This is a genomic window from Agromyces sp. CCNWLW203, assembly GCF_036576125.1.
In the GTDB taxonomy this organism is placed as follows: Bacteria; Actinomycetota; Actinomycetes; order Actinomycetales; family Microbacteriaceae; genus Agromyces.
Genome location: NZ_JAZHYX010000001.1, coordinates 298,088 through 318,862, shown reverse-complemented (window position 1 = coordinate 318,862; position 20,775 = coordinate 298,088). Strand labels below are relative to the sequence as shown.

The window sequence follows — 20,775 nt, the reverse complement described above, 5'->3', positions numbered from 1 at the left end:
GTGCGACGGCTCGGGGTGAGAGGCATCCGTCGCATGGTGCCGATGGCGGCTCATTCCGTGAGTTTGGCATCCTGCTTCGGGATGACGACCTGCTTGACGATGAGGAGGACGGAGGCGGTGACCGGAATCGCGATCAAGGCGCCGAGAAGCCCGAGGAGCGTGCCGCCGACGAGCGCCCCGATGACGACCAGCGCGCCGGGCACCGAGATCGCGCGGTTCATGACCTTCGGCGTGAGCACGTAGGCCTCGAGCTGCATGTACGCGAAGTAGACCGCGGCGAAGATCAGGGCAGGCAGCCAGCCCGAGAAGAGCGCGAGCACCGTGGCGAGACCCCAGTACAGCACCGACCCGACGAGTGGGATCAGGGTGATGCAGAACGCGATGACCGCCATCAGCATCGGGAAGGGCAGTTGCAGCACGAGGTGGAGCACGAACGCGACGATCGCGTTGCAGAATGCCAGCGCCACCATGCCCATGAGATAGCCGCCGACCGAATCGGTGATCTGCTCGGTCATCGATGCGACGCGCTCTCGACTGTATGCGGGTGCGAAGCGATTGAAACCGGCCTTGATCGCCGGAAGCGATGCGAGGAAGTACAGGCTCAGCACCAGCACGATGACCACTCCCGAGAGGGTCGAGGCGATCGTCATCCCCACCTGGAGCACGCCCTTGCCGATCGTCGCGATGTGCGTCGGCTGCGTGAGGAACGCGGTGACCTGCTGCATGAGGCTGCTCGCCTCGGTGCCGAGGGTGTCGTGCAGCCAGGTGTAGACGCTCGACTGCTCGAAGGCGTGGATCGTCTTCGGAAGGTCGGCGATGATCTGCGTGGTCTGATCGACCACGGTCGGCACGATGAGGAACGTCACCCCGACGACGATGAGCGCGAACGTGGCGTAGACGATGACGATGCCCCACGGGCGGCGCACGCCGCGTCGTTCGAGCCAGCGCACGACGGGGTCGAGCCCGAGGGCGGCGAACAGGGCGAATGCCACGTAGATGAGCACCGTCGACAACTGGGAGAACGCCGTACCCGCCGCGATGGCGACCAGGCCGCCGAGCGTCACGATGAAACCCGAGGTGAAGGGGCGATTGAGTGTCGTGGTCGTCTTCGTCGTGGCGGGAGCGGTGTCGGTCGTGATCGTGGATGGAGCCACGGTCTCGGGGTCAGTCATCGCGGGGGATCCTCGTCTCGTTTCGCGACCGAGTGCCAGCCTCGGGCGATGGCGGTGGCATCGCGGCTCAATCCGGCCCCGAGCACCATTCCGATGGCGATCGCGATGAGCGAGGCGAACGTCTGGAGAATGGTGCTCATCGCGCCGGCCGTGCCCGAGGCCGCTTCGCTGAGGCCGATGAAGCCCATGGAACCGGGAACCAGCAGCCAGTACGCGCACGTGAGCATGATGCCCTTCGAAGGAGCGCCCTTCAGTCGTCCGGCCAGGTTGACGGCCGGGATCACGAGGAGCGCGCCGACCAATCCCGACAACTCGGGCCCGAGCACGAGATTGCCGAGCAGTTGGGCCGAGTAGGCGACGACGAGGGCGTACAGAATCCAGGCGAGCGAACGACGAGGGGCGGCAGAGAAGAAGTAGTAGCCGAGCCCGACCAGCGCGATGCCGGCCCACGGCGCCCATGCGCCGAGCTGCACCGGGGTGTCGCCGCTCGGAGCTGAGACGCCCGCCACTGACATGCCCGCGAAGACCCCGAAGACGAGCAGCCCGAGGCGGGCGATGCCGAAGACCAGTCGGCTGGCGCCCGCCATCATCTGCCCGGAGGTGAGTTCGACGGCGGCAACGGTGAGCGTCAGCCCGGGCAGGAACGAGACGAGGGAAGGTGCGACGAGCCTGATCACGTCGTCGTGCACGAGCGGGCCGATCAGCAGCGAGACGAGCAGCGTGACGGCGAATGCCGTGAACGCCGGCAGGATGAGCGAGAGCGTCGAGATTCGGCTACCCACCTGCACGATGGTGCCGACGACCGCTCCGAGCGCGACGTAGATCGGCAGGGCGCTCACCGTCGGGTTGAGCACCAAGCCGAAGCCGACGGTGAGCAGGGTGTAGCCGACGACGGTCAGTACCGGGCCGAACCGGGAATCCGCCCTCCTGATCTGCGTGATCGACGAGATGACGGACTCGGGACCGGCGCGATCCCTGACCGAGTGCCGGACGAGCCGCTCGACGGCGTCGGCCTGGTCGAGCCGCAGTGCACTCTCGTTCGCGGGAAAGATCGAGGTCTGCGACGGCGCCGTGCTCGGGTCCTCGACGAGCACCAGTGTCGGGAGCACGAACACGCGGAGCTCGGGTCGGCCATAGCGATCGGCGATGCGCTTCAGGATGTCCTCGACGTCGCTCGTGGCCTGCGATGAATCCAGCAGCGCTGCACCGATCTCCCCGAGCATCTCGGGCACGCCCATCACGCCGCCCGCTGAGACCTCGATCGCCGGCTCGTTGCGGAAGGCGGAGGCTGCCGCACGAATGCGATCAGCGAGTCCCGACATCCAGCTTCTCGTTCTGCGACCCGAGCGCGAGCCGGACGAAGTCGTCACCGTTGCCGCTCGCCCCGAGGCCGACACCCGCATTCTCGCCGATGAACAGACGGTGCCGGCTGGCGACCCTGATCGCGTCGTCCCTCGTGGAGCACCCGAGCTTGCGGTACAGGGCCTTGAGCTGCGACTTGATGGTGTTCGGGGAGACGTGGAACGCGGAGGCGATGGCCGCCGTTGTCGGGTGGGTGGGCAGTGCGTTCAGCACCCGGAGCTCGCCGGGCGTCAGGATCGGGCGCGTCTTCAGGTCGAAGGTCGTGAGGTCATGCGTCGCGGAGTCGAACTCGGCGAGCTCCGTACTCGAGAGGTGCGCCCTCACGTGCTCGATGAGCTGCCGCGGCATGGTTGCGAGCAGTCTGCGGATGTTTCCCGTGACGGCCAGACGTTGGATCTGTTCGGCGGTGCGCTGATCGAGGTCGGCGCCCTGCGCCACTTCGAGCCAACCCCAGAACAACGTCGCCTTGGCGCGCTGGCTCGGGCTGAGTGCGCGGTCGCCGGCGAGCCGCCGGATCTCGTTCGCTGCGACATCGAAGCGCGAGTCGTGCAATGCCAGACGGATGACGGCGAACCTCGTCATGTTGCCGGTTCGCGCGTTCGACGTCGCGATGTCCCATGCGGCCGTCGAGTCGCCGAGGGCGCATAGCGCCTCGATGAAGGTCGATGCGATCACGTCGGAGGCGACGGAACCATGCTGGACCGGGTGGGCGTCATTGGCCAGCCGGATCGCTTCGAGGGCCTCGCCCGGCCGCTGCGCGGCCAAGAGGGAGCGCGCTCGAGCAAGGAGGGCGAAGGGCCAGGTCATCAGCACACTGTCGTACCGCTCGAGTTCCGCAAGCCGCTGATCGACGTCATCCGACATGCGCTCGACCGCGATGAGCGCCGCTGCGACTCCTTCGGTCATCGCGCTCGCGGTGCGGTGCGACCCGGTCGGGGGCGGTTGTTCGGCGACCTCGGCGAGAGCCACGTCCGCTTCGTCGAGCGAGCCGCGAAGCGCGTGGGCGAGCGCGGCGCGGCCGATCGCGAGCCGCTCGGCGTGGCGCTGGTTCGACAGCTTGCCCAATTGGCGTGCCGTGCCGAATTCGAGCAGCGCGCGAGCGGAGTCGCCCGAGGCGAGCAGGGTGGAGCCGATCTCGTAGTGGTAGAACCAGAGCTGTCCGTCGGCTCGTTCACGCGATTCCACGCGGATGTCGAGGATTCGATCCTCGAGCCGTCGGGCGTAGACGAGTGCTGCCGCCACGTCGCCGCTGAACCGGAACGAGATCATCTGCATGAGCGTGAACACGTCGAGTTCGTCTGCGCTCATGGTTCGCGCCGAATCGGGATCGATGAGCGGCTTGAACGGGCGAGTCGTTCGAGCAAGCACCGGGGTCATGCGGTGCCCGAACCGAAGGATCGGGAAGCGTTCGAGCACCTTGCTGGGCAGCCCGTCCACCGCTGACGCGAGCACTTCGTAGTGTTCGTGGTACAGCGGCAGGATGTTCGCCACCGCGACCCTCGCGATCATGTCCGGGTTACCGGAGGCTGTGGCTCGTTCCAGTTCGTCCAGCGCCTTGACTTCATCGGTCAGATTCATTCGTGCTTCCCCCGGTTCACACCATCGATCCTGCGAAGCCCCGCGGCCGGTCCGCTCCCTCGAATACGCCGCGGAGAAGGTACAGATGAGCCACTCGGGCGAGCAGAGCTCGTCGAGTGCTGAGCGCTCGGGCTCCGGCCTATTTCTTCCTCGGTCGGAACCACGGGAAGAGCGATCCGATCGCAACCCCGGCCAGAAGCACTGCCAGGAACCATCCCCAGGCGGGCATCGTGAAGTTCAGGAAGAGGAAGCTCAGTGTGGCGGGCGCAACGTTCGAGAACACGAAGGTGAGTGCAGCCACGGCGATGATGATCGCGATGATGACCTTGCCGTTGGACGAAGCGCTCTGACTACCCGTCCCCGATATGACAGGTTCCTTGCTGTTCATGTTTCCCCCCGAAACACTTCTGCTGACGTAACGCCGGGCGTATATCCGGCCCTGCGGCGCAGTCTATCAACGCGCTGCCGTCCGGCGTCCAGCCCCGGAATTGCGCGGGTGAAGGCCGGGTGAGAGGGGGGTGACGCGTCGGATGACGCCCAGGGGGAATTCGGTTGCGATTCCCGAAAGCCCTCTTCGCCCCGGCATAGTGTCGCCGCCATGACCACTGGAACGCATGCGCCTCAGAGAATGATCGTTCGCAACGTCCGTGTCTTCGACGGAATCAGCGATCGCACGCTCGACAACGTGGATGTGCTCGTCGAGGGTGCACACATCCTCGCAGTCTCCACCTCGCCCGTGGCCGGCGACGCGTCCGACGGCGTCATCGAGATCCAGGGCAACGGAAAGCTCCTCATGCCGGGGCTCAGCGACGCCCACGTGCACCTCATGGGCAACGCCAACAACATGATGGACTTCCTGCAGGGCCCGACCGGCGTGCTCTACGGCAACACGATCGCCGAGGCGAAGCGGATGCTGCTCCGCGGCTTCACGACCGTTCGCGACATGGGCGGCGACACGGCGCCCATCAAGGCGCTCATCGATCGGGGGAGCTTCGAGGGCCCGCGCATCTTCCCGAGCCAGGCCATGATCTCCCAGACCTCCGGCCACGCGGACTTCTCCTTCGTCTACGACGTGCCGGAGGAGTTCGGCGGCAAGCCGAGCCGCACCGATGACATCCACTTCACTCGCATCGCCGACGGTGTTCCGCGCGTGCTCGCCGCCGTGCGCGAACAGCTTCGCCAGGGCGCCACGCAGATCAAGCTCACGCTCGGCGGCGGCGCCGCCTCGATGTACGACCCGCTGAACACCCTGCAGTACACTCCCGACGAGATCCGGGCGGCCGTGCAGGCGGCGAGCGACTACGGCACCTACGTCGCGACCCACGTGTACACGCCCGCCGGTATCGCCCGGGCGATCGACGCCGGCGTCAGCTCGATCGAGCACGGTCATCTCGCCGACGAGGAGACGATCAAACGCGTCGCGGACGCGAACATCTGGCTCTCGATGCAGCCGTTCGCCGAAGACGACCACCACTATCCCGATCCCGTGCGCGCCGGCAAGAACACCGAGATCTGCCACGGGACCGAGCAGGTCTACGGCTGGGCGAAGCAGCACGGTGTCAAGACCGCGTGGGGAACAGACCTCCTGCTCGAGCCGCAATCGGCACCACGCCAGAGCGAGATGGCGGCTCGTCTCGGCGAGTTCTACAGCAACGTCGAAGCGCTGAAGATGCTCACCTCGGGCAACGCGTCGCTCTTCGAGCTCGCAGGCGAGCGCAACACGTATCGCGGCGGCAAGCTCGGCGTCATCGCCGAGGGCGCGTGGGCCGACATGATCCTCGTCGACGGCGACCCCACCAGCGACATCTCGCTGATCGGCGACCCCGACACGAACTTCAAGCTCATCGTCAAGAACGGGCAGATCGTCAAGAACACGTTGTGACGCCGGGGGCGTTCGACGCCGTCGAACGCCCTCAGGCGAGTGCTCGAAGGGGGAGAGTGAATGTCATCGTCCACAGGGTCCACAGGGGATGACCCGATCGAACGAAACGGCTCGCAGGCCACCACGCGGCGGGGGGTCGCGGCGGGTGACGTGCTGCTGGAGGCATCCGGAATCGGCGTCGACGCGTCGTGGGGGCACATCTACGGCCCCATCGACCTGACCGTTCGCGCGAAGGGCGTGACCGTTCTGGTCGGGGCCGGCGGGCGAGGCAGGACGTCGCTCCTCCTCACCCTCGCCGGGCGGATGAAGCCCTCGACCGGAACACTGACCTCATTCGGCCGCGAGAACGACGCCCATCACCTCTTCGACCAGGCGAACGTGGCCAACATCGACGAGGTCGACGGGATCACGCAGACGATCCGCGTCCACGACATCGTGACCGAGCAGGTGCGCTGGGCTGCGCCGTGGTACGGGTGGGTGCCGCAGTCGACGCAAGACGACCTGGAGCGCATCTGCCGCCCGGTGTTCGGCGACTACACACTCCCCACGATGGACGCCATGGTCGAAGAGCTGCCGGAGTTCACCGCCGCGCTCTTCCGTATCGCGGTCGCGAACATCAGGAAGCCCGAGATCCTCGTCGTCGGCGGTATCGACACGCTCCACAGCGTTCGCAACGCGCACAAGCTGCTCGAACGGCTCGTGGCCCTCGGCCACGAGCAGACCGTCATCACGGCCGACGTGAACGGTGCCTTCCCCGGCAGCGGAGCGCGCGAGTACATCGACGTCCCGAATCTGACGGACCAGGAGTTCGCCACCCTCGAGCAGGAGGCTCTCAGCCGATGATCGCCGCATTCTCACCCGGAAGCGACTTCAAGCGCTACTACCGCGGCCGCATGCCCCGGCTCGCCCTCATCGTGATCATCATCATGCCGCTGATGTACTGCGCGCTCTATCTCTGGGCGTTCTGGAACCCGTTCGGCGAGGTGAACAAGCTGCCGGTCGCCATCATCAACCTCGACGAGGGCGCGACGGTCGACGGACAACGAACCGATGCCGGTGCCGACGTCGTCACGGGCCTCATCGCGTCGAAGCAGCTCGATCTGCACGAGGTCGACGAGCAGGAGGGCGTCGACGGCCTGGCGCACGGGCGCTTCTACTTCACCATCACGATTCCCGAGGACTTCAGCGAATCGGTGACCTCGGCGGCGACCGACAATGCGCACCAGGCGAAGCTGATCTTCACCTACAACGATGCGAACAACTACCTCGCGACCGTCATCGGTCAGGATGCCGCGGCCGAAGCCATCAACCAGGTCAGCGCACAGGTCGGCGAGCAGGTCTTCCAGACCGTGCTGGGTCTCGCCGAGGGCACGATTCCGAAGCTGCGGGAAGCGGCCGCCCAGGTCGACGAGCTCAACGCCGGGATGCAGACGGCGAACGAGGGCGCGCAGGAGCTCGCCGACAACCTCGTCACGGCGAAGGACGGCTCTGCGACCCTCGCGGGCGCACTCGACGAGCTCGACGACGCCGTGAACGACGCCGTGACCCGCGCCGAGTCGATCGTCGACAGCTCGGGGATGACGGGCACCGAACTGCGACAGGTCGTGCAGCGCGTGACCGCGAACACCGATCAGGCTGCTGCCGCACTCGACCGGGTCGCTTCGGCGAGGGATGAGGCCGTCGATCGGCTGGACACGATCATCGCCGAGCTCGCCGCAGGCGACGAGGTGCAGCAGGACGTCGCGAACCGCCTCACGGAGGTTCGGGACTTCATCCTCGACAACTGGATCTCGCAGGATCTGGCGCTGACCTTCGCCGCCATCCAGCAGGATGTGGACCTCATCGCCTCCGAGCTGGACAACCCGAACAGCCGGGTGAGCGTCATCCTCCGTTCGGTCGAGAACGGCGGAGTGCAGCGCGACCTCGGCGAGGTGCGGGCCGCCGCCGGTCAGCTTCGCTCGGGCGCCGACGAGCTGTCGTCCGGGCTCGTCCAGCTCAGCGACGGCGCGAGCCAGCTCGCGGCAGGCACGCCGCTCCTCGCGGCCGGCACCGACCAGCTCGCCGGTGCGGTCGACGAGGGCATGCAGTTCATCCCGTCCTGGAGCAAAGAGGAGCAGGGCAACTTCATCAAGGCGCTCGCCGATCCCGTCGCGCTCGAAGAGGTGACCAACAACGAGGCGAAGACCTTCGCGTACGGCTTCGCACCGTTCTTCATGGGACTCGGGCTGTTCGTCGGTTCGCTCATCGCGTGGATGCTCTTCACGCCGCTGCAGGCGCGACCGCTCGCGCAGGGGCTCGGGTCGTTCCGCGTCGTGCTCGCCTCCTACGCGCCGACGCTGTTCGTCGGCATCCTGCAGGCACTCATCCTGTTCCTGGTGCTGTACTTCGGCCTCGGGCTGCATCCGGTGCACGCCGGGGGAACGCTCGCGTTCATGTTCCTGATGGTCGCGATGTTCCTGGCGCTGATACAGATGTTCAACGCACTGTTCGGTCCTGCCGTCGGCAGGGTGGCGACACTCGTGTTCCTCATGATCATGCTGACGTCGGCCGGCGGCATCTATCCGGTTCCCGTGACCTCGGTGCCGTTCCAGTACCTGCACTGGATCGACCCGATGACCTTCACCGTGACGGGTCTCCGGCAGCTGATCCTCGGCGGGGTCGACTCCAGGCTGTGGACGTCGATCGTCGTGATCCTGGTGCTCACCGTCGCCTTCATCGCCGTCTCGACGTGGGCTGCCCGCCGGAACCGCCAATACAACATGGACCGCCTCTACCCGCCGGTCGAGGTCTAGGAGGGCGATCAGGCACAACTGACCATCCGCACGAACCACGCACGTCGTACACGCAAGATCAGGAGCGAAAAGTGACCATCAACACCAGCAAGGCGCGCCAGAACACCAACATCGACCCCACGATCAGTGTGAACCCGGTATTCGTCCGCCCCGGTGAGGCTACCGAGTTCGACAAGTTCGTGATGCCCGAGCAGCCCAGCCTGCCCGAGACCGCGTATCAGATCGTTCACGACGAGGCGATCCTCGACGGCAACTCGCGGCTGAACCTGGCGACGTTCGTCTCGACGTGGATGGACGACGAGGCGAAGAAGCTCTACGCCGAAGCCGCCGACAAGAACATGATCGACAAGGACGAGTACCCCGCCACGGCGGCGATCGAGGATCGCTGCTGGCGGATGCTCGCCGACCTCTGGCACGTGCCCGACACGAGCGACACGATCGGAACGTCGACGATCGGGTCCTCCGAGGCGTGCATGCTCGGCGGCCTCGCGCTCAAGCGGCTGTGGCAGGAGAAGCGCAAGGCCGAGGGCAAATCGACCGAGAAGCCGAACCTGATCATGTCGGCCGCCGTGCAGGTGGTCTGGGAGAAGTTCTGCAACTACTGGGACATCGAACCCCGGTACGTGCCGGTCACCCGTGAGCACATGGTGCTCGACGGGTTCGAGCTGGAGAAGTACGTCGACGAGAACACGATCGGCGTCGTCGCGATCCTCGGCCAGACCTTCACGGGTGCCTACGAGCCGGTCGAGGCCATCGCGGCGAAGCTCGACGAGATCCAGGCGAACACGGGCCTCGACGTCAAGATCCACGTCGACGGGGCATCCGGAGCCATGGTGGCCCCGTTCTGCCAGCCCGAGCTGAAGTGGGACTTCCAGATCGACCGGGTGAACTCCATCAGCACGTCCGGCCACAAGTACGGGCTCGTCTATCCCGGTGTGGGCTGGGTCATCTGGCGCAACACCGCCGTGCTGCCCGAGAGCATGATCTTCCACGTCAGCTACCTCGGCGGCGACATGCCGACCCTGGCGCTGAACTTCTCCCGCCCCGGCGCGCAGGTGCTGCTGCAGTACTACCAGTTCCTCCGCCTCGGCCGTGAAGGCTACCGGGAAGTGCAGCAGAACTCGATCGACGTCGCAACCTACCTCTCGTCGGAGATCGAGAAGATCGGTCCGTTCGAGCTCGTCAGCAAGGGCGACACCATCCCCGTGTTCGCATGGGTGCTGAAGGACGGCTACACCGACACGTGGAGCCTCTACGACCTCGCCGACCGACTGCGGATGAAGGGCTGGCTCGTGCCCGCCTATCCGATGGCCGACAACCTGTCGGACATGACCCTGCAGCGCATCGTGGTCAAGGTCGGACTCAGTCGAGACCTGGCATCCGCCCTCCTCGCGGACATCAGGGGCGAGGTGGCGTTCCTCGAGGCGCTGACCGCGCCGCTGCCTCGGGAGGCGAGCAGCGGGTCGCACTTCCACCATTGATCGCCGGTGCGGGGAGGCGTCGACGCGACGACCTCCCCGCGCATGGTGGATCGAGAACGGTACGCACTTGAGAGAGGTGGAGCACGCGACCATGAGCGTGGCAGCGACGAGCACGGAACGGCACCGAATGTCGTTCCTCATCCCGACACTGACGAAGCAGTGCTGGGGGTTCATGATCGGCTCCGCCTTCTTCGCGCTCGGGTCCGCGCCCGGCCTGAGCGAAGCGCTCGGCACCGCAGGTTCCAACATCCTGTTCTTCATCGGCGCGTGGTTCTTCACCACCGCGGGTCTGATCCAGCTGTTCCTGAGCGGGGCCGTCGCGGTACCGGTGCCGTACCCGCCCGGGCGGATGGTGCGTGCCGAATGGCTCACCGCCGCGACGCAGTCCTTCGGAACGCTCATGTTCAACGTGAGCACCAGTGCCGCGCTGTACGCGAAGGCGATCTCCTCGCAGGAGCACTTCGTCTGGAACCCCGACGCCGGCGGTTCGGTCGCGTTCCTCGTGAGCGGTTTCTTCGCCTTCGTCGCGTATTCACGCGTGTCTCGCCTCTGGGAGCCGGGGAAGGTGGGGTGGTGGTCCGTGCTCATCAACTTCATCGGATGCGTCGCGTTCGGCATCTCGGCCGTCGGTTCGTACATCTTGGCGAACGGCAGCTCCCTCAGCGGTCCGCTTGCGAGCTGGGGCACGTTCATCGGGGCGATCTGCTTCCTGCTCGCCTCGCTCGTCGTGCTGCCGCAGTGGCGCCGCTCGAAGTCCATCGCATGAACGTGCTGAGGAACCGGCGTCGTCGGGGCCTCGACGACGAGTCCTTCGCACTGGCCGTGGGGGCGGTCGCCTTCGTGATCACCGCGGTGGTCGCTGCGTTCGTCTTCTGGGGGCGCGAGCTCCCGATCGACGGGCGAGGGTCGCTGGGCGACTTCACGGCGATCGCCGGCGCCGCGGCGGCTTCGATCGCGTTCGCCGTCGCCCGAATGGTGCCACGTCGCGGCGAGCGTGCCGGCGTCGCCGTAGCCCGCCGTGAACGCTATCGCTGGTTCGACCTCGTCGCGCTCTCGCTCGCCCACGGCGCGATCGCACTGCTCGGATGGATCGGCATCGCGACCATCATGGAGCACAGCTTCATCGGAGCGACCGTCTACGCCTCGCCCGCGGTCGTGATCACCTCGGCGGCGACCGCGTTGTCGGCCTATCTCTCGGTGCTGAGCGCAGTGAACCTCTCCCCGCGCCAGCTCTCGCTCGTGCTCGCCGTGTTCCTCGTCGTCGGCGTGACCACGGCGATGCTGAGCTCCGCCGACCCGCTCTGGTGGCAGATGAACCTCTCCGCGCTCGGCATCACCCACGACATCTCGTCACTCACCTTCAATCTCACCTTGATCGTGTCGGGCGTCATCATCACGACGATCGCCAGGTTCGGCACGGCGACGCTGCCGTCGGGCACGACGGTGCAGCGTCGTCGGCGAGCCACGATCCGCGTGCTGTTCGTGCTCATCGGCGTGCTCCTGGCCTGCGTCGGCATCTTCCCGGTCGACCGGTTCTTCCTCATCCACAACACGGTCGCCACCGGGATGGCCGTCGCCTTCGCGGCGTTGGTCATCGGCTTGCCGTGGCTCATCCCGACCATGCCGAGGGCTTTCGTGGTGCTCGGTTTCGTCTACGTCGGTGTGGTCGTCGTGCTGGCGGTGCTCTTCGCGGCAGGCATCTACAACCTCACCGCCGTCGAGCTCGTGTCCTCGCTCCTGATCTTCAGCTGGATCATCCTGTTCCTCCGCAACGTCCAGACGAACGCCCAGCTCGAGGAGGTGCGCTGATGCTCCAGGTGCTCGCCGAACTGCTCACCATCGGCATCGCGATCGCCATCAGCCCGCTCGCGATCGTCGCCGTCATCCTGATGGCGACCGCCGGGAAGGGGCGCACGAACGGCACGGCGTTCATCCTCGGCTGCTACACCTTCGCCATCGTGTTCGTCGGCCTGCTCGTCATCATCGGACGTGCCGCCGGCGCCGACGAACCCGACAGCGGCCCGCACGTCACCATCGACGTCATCGAGATCGTCCTCGGCGTCGGCCTGCTCGTGCTGGCCATCATGCAGTGGCGGCAGAGGTCGGCGACCGGCACCCCGAAATGGATGGAGAGCCTCGACGGGCTGACCCTGTGGAAGGCGTTCTTCGTCGGCATCCTGATCTCGGGTCCGCTCTCGCCGAAGGACCTGCCCCTGCTCGCCGCGGCCGGAGGGCGGATCTCCCAGGCCGCCCTCCCGATCGAGGAGGTGGTGGGGGTCATCCTCATCTTCGGGGTCATCGGGGTGGCTGCGGTCGCGGTGCCATGGCTCTTCAGCGTCATCTCACCCGGCACCGTTGAGGCGCGGCTGACGGGCCCCCGCACCTGGCTCGTCTCGAACCACGCGGTGATCATGACCGTCTTGTTCGTCATTCTCGGCTTCAAGCTGATCGGCTCCGGCGTGGCCGATCTCGCCGGCTGAGGGAGGCTCAGGATGTCGGTGGAACTGCTGGTCGTCGTCATCGCGGGCGTCTTCGTGGTCGTCTTCGCGAACTCGCTCTCGAAGCGCACTGGCGTCGCCGGTCCGCTCATCCTCCTGGCCGTGGGCGTTGCGGTCAGCTTCATACCCGCGGTCTCGGCGGTCTCGATCGCGCCGGCACTGGTTCTGACGGGAGTGCTGCCGCCGTTGCTCTTCTCGGCGGCGGTCTCGGCTCCCGCGATCGAGTTCCGCCGAGATCTCAGTGCGATCAGCGGCCTGTCGGTGCTCCTCGTCATCATCAGTTCCCTCGTGCTCGGGTGCGTGTTCGTCTGGGTGATTCCCGAGATCGGCTTCCCGCTCGCGGTCGCGCTCGGCGCGATCCTGAGCCCGACCGACGCGGTCGCCACCTCGATCGTGCGCAAGCTCGGCGTGCCTCGACGAGTGGTGACGGTGCTCGAGGGCGAGAGCCTCCTCAACGACGCCACGGCGCTCGTACTGCTCCGCACGGCGATCGTGGCCGCGGCATCCGGATTCTCACTGCTGGCCACCCTCGGCTCGTTCGCCTGGGCCGTCATCTCCGCGCTCGTGATCGGAACGCTGGCCGGCCTCCTCGCCCTGCGGCTGCGGGCCTGGACGACGAGCGCCACGGCCAACACGGCGCTCGGCCTGACAGTTCCCTATCTCGCCTTCCTGCCCACCGAAGCCGTCGGCGGCTCGGGTCTCGTCGCGGCGGTCGCCGCCGGCGTGGTCTGCGGCCAGGGGGCGGTGAGATGGCTCACACCCGAGCAACGCATCTCCGACAAGCTCAACTGGCGCACGATCGAGTTCCTCCTCGAGGGCGCGGTCTTCCTCGTGATGGGCCTCGAGCTCTACGGCATCGTGGAGAACAACCTCGCCGCCGACGAGGGGCTCCTGCGCGGCGTCTGGATCGCGGCACTCGCGTTCGTGATCCTCATCGTCGTTCGTGCCGCCTACGTCATCCCGATGCTCAGGGCACACTCCGAGCGAGTGACGCGCCAGGTGCAGAGCCGGCTCGATGCCGTCTCGACCACGGCGAAACGAAAGCGGAGCCCGAAGCGCATCGGGCGGATGCGTGCCGACATCGATTACTTCGACTCCTCGCCGCTCACATGGAAGCACAACACGATCATCATCTGGGCGGGGATGCGCGGCGCCGTCACGCTGGCTGCGGCCCAGACGCTGCCGGATGACACGCCGGCCCGGGACCTGCTCGTGTTCATCGCCTTTCTCGTGGCGGCGGGCAGCCTGCTGCTGCAGGGGCTCACGCTTCCTGTGCTCGCGCGCCTGCTGCGGCTCCGCTCGGCGGGAGGGAGCGGGCTGCCCCGCGAGGAGATCCGTGCGCTCGACGGTCAGCTTCGCGACGCCGCGGAGGCGGCGATCGACAGCAGGTCGTTGCTGAGCGGCGACCGGACCGGATTCTCCGACGAGCTCTACTCGCTCCCGCGATCCCGATTCGTCGTGCCCCTCGACCCGCATGACGCACAGGGTGCGCCGGATGCGCTCGAGTTCGAGCTCGCCGTGGTGGGGGTGATGCGCGCACGACTCCACGAGCTCGGCCGATCGGGGCGGCACAGCACGACCGCGCTGCGCTACGTGCTCGACGAGCTCGATGCGTACGAGATCAGCGTGAAACTCCACCTCGAGAGCGAGAAGTGACCATGGAACCGAACTCGGCGCCGCTCATCGGCATCGGACTCGCGGTCGTGTCGGCGGCGGCACTCTCGATCGGCAATCTGCTGCAGGCGCGAGGTGTGCGCTCGATGGAGGCCGATGCAGCCCGCGGAGTCGACGGGTCCAAGGTGATCGAACTCGTGCGCAACCATGCCTGGGTGCTCGGCGGGCTCATGCTGATCGTGGCGATCGTGCTGCAGATGGGCAGTCTCTCGTTCGCGCCCCTCATCATCGTGCAGCCGATCGGGGTCGCGGCGCTCGTCTTCACGGTGCTGCTGACCACGATCGCCGCGAAGCGGGCACCGACCGTGCAGGTGGTGCGTGCGATCGCGACCTGCGTACTGGGCGTCGCGGCGTTCGTCACCGTCGCAGCACTCGTCAGCACGCAGCACTCCATCACCGACGTGCAGCTCATCGCGGTGCTCGTGGTGCTCGTCAGCGTGCTCGCGGCGACGGGCCTCGTGCTGGTGGTCGGCCGAAACCGCCCGACGCCACCCGTCTTCTGGGTGTTGCTCGGCGGCGTGTTCTCGGCATTCGTCGCGACGCTCGGCAAGACGGTGATCCTGCGGGTGCAGGCGGCGCTCGCCTCGCGCGAGATCTCGTTCGACGTGACGAACCTGCTCACCATCGGCTGCCTCATCGGCATCGGCGTCGCGGGGGCGCTCTCCATCTACTTCGTGCAGCGCGCGCACGCCTCCAATCGCCCCGAGGTCGTCGTCGCTGGCCTGACCGTCGTCGACCCCGCGGTCGCGGTCGTGCTCGGCATCACCATCCTCGGCGAGGCCAGTTCCGCACCGGCGTGGGCGATCGTCGCGTTCGTCGTCGCCGGTGCGGTGTCGATCGGCGGGGTCTTCGCCCTGTCGCGAGCGGAGGCCGGCCGTGTCGCCGCCCCAGGCTGACGGCACGGCGGGCGGATGGCTCCGCGCCCTCGTTCGCTCGAACCGCGCGCCCATCGTATGGGATCGGGTGGTGCTCACCTCGATCGGCATCACCGCGCCGGTCGGCATCGCACTCCTCATCGCCCCGCACGAGCCTGCCGTCGTGGGCGCGGGTTCGCTCGCATCGATGGGGGCGCTCGTCGCTTCAGCGACCGACGTCGGCGCGGTCGGCATCGAGCGCGTGCACCGGATGACGCTGACCTCCGTGTCGGCAGCGCTGGGATTCGCCCTCGGCACGCTCGTCTACGGTCACTCGGTGGCGACCTTCATCGCGGTGGTCGGGGCCGCACTGGTCTCGGGCCTCTCCGGTGCGATCAGTGCCACCGCGTCGAGGGCCGGGCTCTTCTTCCTCATGTACGCGGTCACCGCGGCGAATGCCGAATTCGGTCTCGGATCGCCGTGGGTGGCGCCCCTCATCTTCTTCGCCGGCGCGATGTGGCGACTGCTGCTGACCGTCGCGGTCGCCGGCGCGGTCGGGAGGACGCTCTCGCCCGAGCGGCGTGCCGTCGCCGCGGTCTACCTGGCGATCGCCGGGCAACTCGGGGCGACCGGCGCGAGCGAGAGACGGGCGGCGGCGACCGCCGTGACCGCGGCGCTCGATGAGGCGTACGACGTCATGGTCGCGGCCGAGACGGCGATCGCGGCTCGCGATGTGCGCTGGCAGTCCCTCGTGACGATGCTGAACGCCTCGGCGCCCGTCGTCGACGCGATGATCGCGTCGACGCAGCACGGGACGCCCGCCGACGAGGCGACCATCGGGTGCCTTCGGGCCCTCGCCCGTTGGGTCGAGAACCCGACGGGCCCAGTGCCCGAGCCACCCGATCCTCCCGCCTCGCTCGAGCTCGCGGCATCCACCGCCGATCGTGCACTGCTCGGGTCGTCGGTCGACCGTGCCGTGCGCGTCGCCGCACAGCTCGCCGCGGCGAGCGGCCGACGGTATGGGCGGGTGGGCGACATCCCTCTCCCGACGAAGCCGTCGGTCGTCGAACGACTGCGCAGGGCGGAACGCTCGCTCACGACCGGAAGCGAGACCTGGTTCGCGATCTTCAGGCTCGTGCTCTGCATGGCGCTCGCGCAGGCGGTGTGCCTCGTGCTGCACCTCGATCGCCCGTACCTCGTGATGCTCACGGTCGCCCAGGTGATGAAGCCCGACTTCGGCTCCGTCTTCGCTCGCGCCGTGCAGCGCGGGTCGGGCACGGTGGTCGGGGTGGTCATCGGTTCCCTCGTCGTCGTCGTAGTGCCGAGCGGTGGATGGCAGGTGCTCGTGATCGCGGTGCTCGCCGGTGCCATCCCGATCATGATGCCGCGCAACTACGGCCTGTACTCGATCGTCACGACACCGCTCGCCGTCATCCTCGTCGAGGTGCATGCCGGTGCGAGTGCCCAGATCGTCGGGGCCCGGCTGCTCGACACGCTCGTGGGGTGCGTCATCGTGCTCGTGTTCGGGTACCTGTTGTGGCCGTCGACGTGGCATGCGCCGCGTCACCTCGCCGCCGGGGTCGCCGACGCCGTTCAGTCGATCGAGCGCTACCTGGGGATCGCCCTTGGCCGTCGACCGGCCGAGATGGCCGCAGCCGGCACGGTGAGCGACGCTCCCGCGACCGGCGGGCCAGACGACGACCGTGCGCGCCTCGCAGCCCGCCGGGCGACCTACCGCGAACTGTCCGACCTCCGAACGCGCGTCGCGAAGTCACTGGCCGAACCGCCGGCGATCAGCTCGGCCGCTGCCTCGTGGATGCCGGAGATCACGGCGCTGGAGGCGGTGACCGATGCCGTCACCGCGGCGGCGACGACCACGGCGGCCACAGGTGAAGCGGTCGACCGAAGCGACGTCGAGGGGTCGCGCAGGGTGCTGGCCGACCTGGCGGCTGCCATCGTCGAGGCTCGTCCGCCCGGCGCCGTGTCCGTGCCGACGACGGGCCCTCTGACCGGCCTCGGCGACGCGCTCTCGACGGCACGTGCGGTGTTGCCGCCTCACGGCCGAACGTCGGGGACGCATCACCGGCACGGAACGGCGGCCCCGGACGGGGCCGCCTGATGCAGTGTCGTACCGAGGCTCAGTCGGTGAGCCGTGCGCGGAGCCCCGCGAGCTCGGAGTCCGAGAGCCCGCCTGACTGGAGATAGCCCGCTGCGCCTCCGTGCTCGCCGTCGATCCATGCGAGCGCCTGCTCGATCGCTTCGGGCGGGGTGCCGGTCACGAACGTGCGCAGCTCGGGAGTCAGGGGAAGGCCGAACGACGCGACCATGTGCAGCATTCCGTCGGCCCACGGCCCGGCGAGGTTGTCCTGCGAAGCCGCGTAGTCGGCCACGACGGCGGCGCGCTCGACTCCGGCAGCATCGAGCATGAGTGCGGTGGCGACACCGGTTCGGTCCTTGCCGGCGGTGCAGTGCACGAGAACCGCGGTGGGCGAGTCATCCGTCGATGCCGCGATGCGGCGGCCGACCTCGGCGAACTGGGGAGCGCCGTGCTGCAGCATTCCCACGTACAGCTCGCCCAGCGTCGGCAGCGACGCCATCGCGTCGGCGATCTCGGGTGTCGATGACGTCGAGGCGCCGCCCTTCAGGAGTTGCTGGGCCATGTCGGCCATGGCGCCCTCGAGCAGTTGCAGGTCGACGAGCTCGAACGGCCGCGATGTCGGAACCCGGTCAGGTGCCGCCTCGCGCTCGCCCGGTGTGCGGAAGTCGACGATCACGCCGATGTCGGTGGCCGCGAGGTCGTCGATTCCGGCCGGCGTCAGGGTGCCGAGGGCTTCGGAGCGGAAGAGCACGCCATAGCGGGTCGTGCCGCCTGCAGCGAGCGGCATGCCGCCGGTGTCGCGAAAGTTGTACAGTCCGTCGATGGGCATGGCGATCATCCTTTCATCGGGCGATGCCTGGCTCATCAGGCGCGTTGCTTGCCGAACGAGAAGGCCCGGACGATGTTGATGATGCCGAGCACGACGAGCGAGATGCCGAGCAGCCACCAGAGCACCGCGGCACCCCACATGGGCGAGAACAACAGCATGATGCCGGCGGCGATGCTGACGATCGCGAAGAAGACCGACCAGCCCTTCGACGCGGAGTCACGGAGCGACGACAGTGCGACGATGCCCTCCACGATCCACATGATGCCGACGACGATGCCGAGGAACACGGCGAGCCAGGCCTTCGTCTGCGCGAGGTTCATGAAGGCGATCACGCCCGCGAGGACGAAGACGATGCCGAGCACGATGTGACCGGCCCGCGACCAGCCGCCCCTGCCCCGGACGAAGATGCCGATGCCCGCATAGACGAGCCCCGCGGCGATCGCGTAGATGGCGATGAGCGCTGTGACGCCGATCGCCGTCTTCGCGGGCCAGAGAAGGATCAGGACTCCGACGATGAGGGCGAGCACTCCGGCGATGCCGAGGGACGTGCGGACCACGTTGGCGGCGGCGGGGGTGTCGGTCGTTGTCGTCATTCGTGACGTCCTTCCGGGTTCAGCGAGCCGATCAGGCGTGGGGACCACGCATGGGTCGATCACGCGTGCGGCGTGTCACGACAGCTTGGCGAGCGAACCGTGACCGCGCACCCGGTCGGGTGAAAGATCACCCGGCCCGTCACCTCGGGCGTCACTCGACGAGCTTGCCCGCCACCGAGACCTCGTCGCGCATGAGCGCCGCGATCTCCTCGGGGATCGGCGGGATCGCCTCGCGCGTCACGCCGGTCGAGGGCGACCACACGAGGTTCACCTGCAGCGCGGCATCCGTCTCGGGGAAGTCGCTGCGGTTGTGGGCGCCGCGGGTCTCGCGCCGTTCGCGCGCCGCCTCCATCGTGGCGCGGGCGGCGAGCGCAGCCGACTTCAGGTCGAAGGCGTGCGCGAGGTCCTGGTAGCCGGCGATGTCGGGATGCACGCCGATCTCGGCCATGCGGGCCTCGATCGCGTCGAGCTCGGCGAGGCCGGCGACGAGACCCTGCTCGTCGCGCACGACGCCGGCGTGCTCGGTCATGGTGTCGCGGATGGCGCGCTGCAGGGCGCGCACGTTCTCGGTGCCGTCGGAGTCGAGCAGCGAGTCGATCTCGTCACGAGCGGTCTGCACCGCGGCGGCCGAGCGCTGCTGCGCACTGAGCGAGCGCGAGTACGACGCCGCGGCCTGCCCGACGATGCGTCCGAAGACGAGCAGTTCGATGAGCGAGTTGCCGCCCAGTCGGTTGGCGCCATGAAGGCCACTGGATGCCTCGCCGATGGCGTAGAGGCCGGGCACGTCGGTGCCGTGGTCGTCGGGTCGCACCCACACGCCGCCCATCGAGTAGTGCGCGGTCGGCGCGATCTCGATCGGCTGCTTCGTGATGTCGAGCATCTGCAACTCGAGCATCGTCTGGTAGACGCGGGGGAGGCGCTGCATGATCGTCTCGCGCGGCAGGTGCGAGACGTCGAGCCAGACACCGCCGTTGGGGGTGCCGCGGCCCTCCTTGATCTCGGTGTAGGCGGCGAGTGCCACGCGGTCGCGCGTCGAGAGCTCCATGCGCTCGGGGTCGTACTTCGCCATGAAGCGCTCGCCGAGGCCGTTGGTGAGGATGCCGCCCTCGCCCCGGGCCGCTTCGCTGATGAGGGTGCCGGCCGCGTTCTCGGGCTCGATGATGCCCGACGGGTGGAACTGCACGAGCTCGGGGTCGCGCACCCGGCCGCCCGCCTCGACCGCGAGGCGCCAGGAGTCGCCCGTGTTCTCGTCACGGCGCGACGAGGTGCGGCGCCAGATGCGGTTGTGGCCGCCCGCGGCGAGGATCACCGCGTCGGCGTGGATGAGGTAGCGGGTGCCGTCTTCGAGGTCGAAGCCGTAGGCGCCGAAGACCGCGCCGTCGTCGTTCACGAGGAGGCGCGTGACGTACACCGTGTCGAGGATCGGCACGTTCAGTTGTGCCGCGCGGTTGACCAGCGTGCGCTGGATCTCGAGCCCCGTGTAGTCGCCCGCGAAGGCCGTGCGGCGATAGGTGTGGGCGCCGAAGAAGCGCTGCGAGATGCGGCCGTCGTCTTCACGGGCGAACGGCATGCCGTAGCGCTCGAGGTCGTCGATGCCGCGCGCTGCGCCTTCGGTCACCGTGACGACGGTGCGCGGGTCGGCGAGCAGGTAGCTCTCCTTCAGCGTGTCGGCGGCGTGCTGCTGCCAGCTGTCGTCGGGGTCCATCGTCGACAGTGCGGCGTTGATGCCGCCGGCCGCGAGCGAGGTGTGGGCGTCCTGCTTCGGGCGTTTGCCAAGGGCCAGCACGTCGACGCCGGCTTCGGCGAGTTCGATGGCGGCGCGAAGGCCCGAACCGCCCGTGCCGATCACGAGGACGGTCGTGGAGATCTGGCGTTCTGACGGGACATTGCCTGAGGTGCTCATGCCGACAACGCTAGGTTCGCGCATTGGATTACTCCAATGCATATATGTCGTCGCGTCGA

17 protein-coding genes are annotated in these 20,775 nt (G+C 67.9%); 10 read left to right on the top strand and 7 right to left on the bottom strand.

Features of this window, described 5'->3' with window-relative positions; all coding sequences use genetic code 11:
• Positions 1-50 precede the first annotated feature (50 nt).
• The 4 genes from VPH61_RS01505 to VPH61_RS01490 all read right to left on the bottom strand — a co-directional run bounded on the left by VPH61_RS01505 (position 51) and on the right by VPH61_RS01490 (position 4,500).
• A complete protein-coding gene (locus VPH61_RS01505; RefSeq protein ID WP_332061755.1) occupies positions 51-1,172 on the bottom strand; it encodes an AI-2E family transporter in 1,122 nt (373 codons plus the stop codon).
• Positions 1,169-2,494 carry a threonine/serine ThrE exporter family protein gene (locus tag VPH61_RS01500; protein WP_332061754.1) on the bottom strand — a complete coding sequence of 442 codons (1,326 nt, stop codon included), beginning with the start codon at positions 2,492-2,494 and terminating at the stop codon, positions 1,169-1,171. The genes VPH61_RS01505 and VPH61_RS01500 overlap by 4 nt, the downstream gene beginning before the upstream one ends.
• The gene (locus tag VPH61_RS01495; RefSeq protein ID WP_332061753.1) at positions 2,478-4,043 is read right to left on the bottom strand and encodes a helix-turn-helix transcriptional regulator; all 1,566 of its coding nucleotides are present in this window, start codon (positions 4,041-4,043) and stop codon (positions 2,478-2,480) included. Before VPH61_RS01495 ends, VPH61_RS01500 begins: the two co-directional genes overlap by 17 nt.
• 208 nt (positions 4,044-4,251) lie before the next feature.
• A complete protein-coding gene (locus tag VPH61_RS01490) occupies positions 4,252-4,500 on the bottom strand; it encodes a LapA family protein (protein WP_332061752.1) in 249 nt (82 codons plus the stop codon).
• A gap of 240 nt (positions 4,501-4,740) precedes the next feature.
• On the opposite strand from VPH61_RS01490, the gene VPH61_RS01485 reads away from it, so the two are divergent.
• From VPH61_RS01485 to VPH61_RS01440, 10 genes are all read left to right on the top strand, one after another.
• The gene (locus VPH61_RS01485) at positions 4,741-5,994 is read left to right on the top strand and encodes a metal-dependent hydrolase family protein (RefSeq protein WP_332061751.1); all 1,254 of its coding nucleotides are present in this window, start codon (positions 4,741-4,743) and stop codon (positions 5,992-5,994) included.
• 60 nt (positions 5,995-6,054) lie between these two features.
• Positions 6,055-6,837: an ATP-binding cassette domain-containing protein gene (locus VPH61_RS01480; RefSeq protein WP_332061750.1), complete on the top strand. Its 783-nt coding sequence runs from the start codon at positions 6,055-6,057 to the stop codon at positions 6,835-6,837.
• Positions 6,834-8,786: a YhgE/Pip domain-containing protein gene (locus tag VPH61_RS01475; RefSeq protein WP_332061749.1), complete on the top strand. Its 1,953-nt coding sequence runs from the start codon at positions 6,834-6,836 to the stop codon at positions 8,784-8,786. Before VPH61_RS01480 ends, VPH61_RS01475 begins: the two co-directional genes overlap by 4 nt.
• Positions 8,787-8,863: 77 nt before the next feature.
• The gene (locus VPH61_RS01470) at positions 8,864-10,267 is read left to right on the top strand and encodes a glutamate decarboxylase (RefSeq protein WP_332062512.1); all 1,404 of its coding nucleotides are present in this window, start codon (positions 8,864-8,866) and stop codon (positions 10,265-10,267) included.
• Positions 10,268-10,394: 127 nt separating this feature from the next.
• Positions 10,395-11,033, top strand: a complete 639-nt coding sequence (locus VPH61_RS01465; protein WP_332061748.1) for a hypothetical protein — start codon at positions 10,395-10,397, stop codon at positions 11,031-11,033.
• Positions 11,030-12,076: a hypothetical protein gene (locus VPH61_RS01460; RefSeq protein WP_332061747.1), complete on the top strand. Its 1,047-nt coding sequence runs from the start codon at positions 11,030-11,032 to the stop codon at positions 12,074-12,076. Before VPH61_RS01465 ends, VPH61_RS01460 begins: the two co-directional genes overlap by 4 nt.
• Entirely contained in the window at positions 12,076-12,747 is a 672-nt protein-coding gene (locus VPH61_RS01455; RefSeq protein ID WP_332061746.1) for a GAP family protein, read from the top strand. Before VPH61_RS01460 ends, VPH61_RS01455 begins: the two co-directional genes overlap by 1 nt.
• A 12-nt stretch (positions 12,748-12,759) precedes the next feature.
• Entirely contained in the window at positions 12,760-14,421 is a 1,662-nt protein-coding gene (locus tag VPH61_RS01450) for a cation:proton antiporter (protein WP_332061745.1), read from the top strand.
• 2 nt (positions 14,422-14,423) lie between these two features.
• Positions 14,424-15,335, top strand: a complete 912-nt coding sequence (locus VPH61_RS01445) for a multidrug DMT transporter permease (protein ID WP_332061744.1) — start codon at positions 14,424-14,426, stop codon at positions 15,333-15,335.
• Positions 15,316-17,412: an FUSC family protein gene (locus tag VPH61_RS01440; protein WP_332061743.1), complete on the top strand. Its 2,097-nt coding sequence runs from the start codon at positions 15,316-15,318 to the stop codon at positions 17,410-17,412. The genes VPH61_RS01445 and VPH61_RS01440 overlap by 20 nt, the downstream gene beginning before the upstream one ends.
• Positions 17,413-17,431: 19 nt before the next feature.
• Here the strand turns inward: VPH61_RS01440 and VPH61_RS01435 are convergent, their stop codons facing one another.
• The 3 genes from VPH61_RS01435 to VPH61_RS01425 all read right to left on the bottom strand — a co-directional run bounded on the left by VPH61_RS01435 (position 17,432) and on the right by VPH61_RS01425 (position 20,716).
• The gene (locus tag VPH61_RS01435; protein WP_332061742.1) at positions 17,432-18,220 is read right to left on the bottom strand and encodes a tyrosine-protein phosphatase; all 789 of its coding nucleotides are present in this window, start codon (positions 18,218-18,220) and stop codon (positions 17,432-17,434) included.
• 35 nt (positions 18,221-18,255) lie between these two features.
• On the bottom strand, positions 18,256-18,813 hold the full coding sequence (locus tag VPH61_RS01430; RefSeq protein ID WP_332061741.1) for an HdeD family acid-resistance protein: 558 nt from the start codon (positions 18,811-18,813) through the stop codon (positions 18,256-18,258).
• A gap of 151 nt (positions 18,814-18,964) precedes the next feature.
• The gene (locus VPH61_RS01425) at positions 18,965-20,716 is read right to left on the bottom strand and encodes an L-aspartate oxidase (protein ID WP_332061740.1); all 1,752 of its coding nucleotides are present in this window, start codon (positions 20,714-20,716) and stop codon (positions 18,965-18,967) included.
• Between the last annotated feature and the right edge of the window lie 59 nt (positions 20,717-20,775).

Coding starts and splice junctions, on each gene's coding strand:
- VPH61_RS01505 (WP_332061755.1), bottom strand. CDS start 1,172: ATGACTGACCCCGAGACCGTGGCTCCATCCACGATCACGACCGACACC.
- VPH61_RS01500 (WP_332061754.1), bottom strand. CDS start 2,494: ATGTCGGGACTCGCTGATCGCATTCGTGCGGCAGCCTCCGCCTTCCGC.
- VPH61_RS01495 (WP_332061753.1), bottom strand. CDS start 4,043: ATGATCGCGAGGGTCGCGGTGGCGAACATCCTGCCGCTGTACCACGAA.
- VPH61_RS01490 (WP_332061752.1), bottom strand. CDS start 4,500: ATGAACAGCAAGGAACCTGTCATATCGGGGACGGGTAGTCAGAGCGCT.
- VPH61_RS01485 (WP_332061751.1), top strand. CDS start 4,741: ATGATCGTTCGCAACGTCCGTGTCTTCGACGGAATCAGCGATCGCACG.
- VPH61_RS01480 (WP_332061750.1), top strand. CDS start 6,055: ATGTCATCGTCCACAGGGTCCACAGGGGATGACCCGATCGAACGAAAC.
- VPH61_RS01475 (WP_332061749.1), top strand. CDS start 6,834: ATGATCGCCGCATTCTCACCCGGAAGCGACTTCAAGCGCTACTACCGC.
- VPH61_RS01465 (WP_332061748.1), top strand. CDS start 10,395: ATGTCGTTCCTCATCCCGACACTGACGAAGCAGTGCTGGGGGTTCATG.
- VPH61_RS01460 (WP_332061747.1), top strand. CDS start 11,030: ATGAACGTGCTGAGGAACCGGCGTCGTCGGGGCCTCGACGACGAGTCC.
- VPH61_RS01455 (WP_332061746.1), top strand. CDS start 12,076: ATGCTCCAGGTGCTCGCCGAACTGCTCACCATCGGCATCGCGATCGCC.
- VPH61_RS01450 (WP_332061745.1), top strand. CDS start 12,760: ATGTCGGTGGAACTGCTGGTCGTCGTCATCGCGGGCGTCTTCGTGGTC.
- VPH61_RS01445 (WP_332061744.1), top strand. CDS start 14,424: ATGGAACCGAACTCGGCGCCGCTCATCGGCATCGGACTCGCGGTCGTG.
- VPH61_RS01435 (WP_332061742.1), bottom strand. CDS start 18,220: ATGCCCATCGACGGACTGTACAACTTTCGCGACACCGGCGGCATGCCG.
- VPH61_RS01430 (WP_332061741.1), bottom strand. CDS start 18,813: ATGACGACAACGACCGACACCCCCGCCGCCGCCAACGTGGTCCGCACG.
- VPH61_RS01425 (WP_332061740.1), bottom strand. CDS start 20,716: ATGAGCACCTCAGGCAATGTCCCGTCAGAACGCCAGATCTCCACGACC.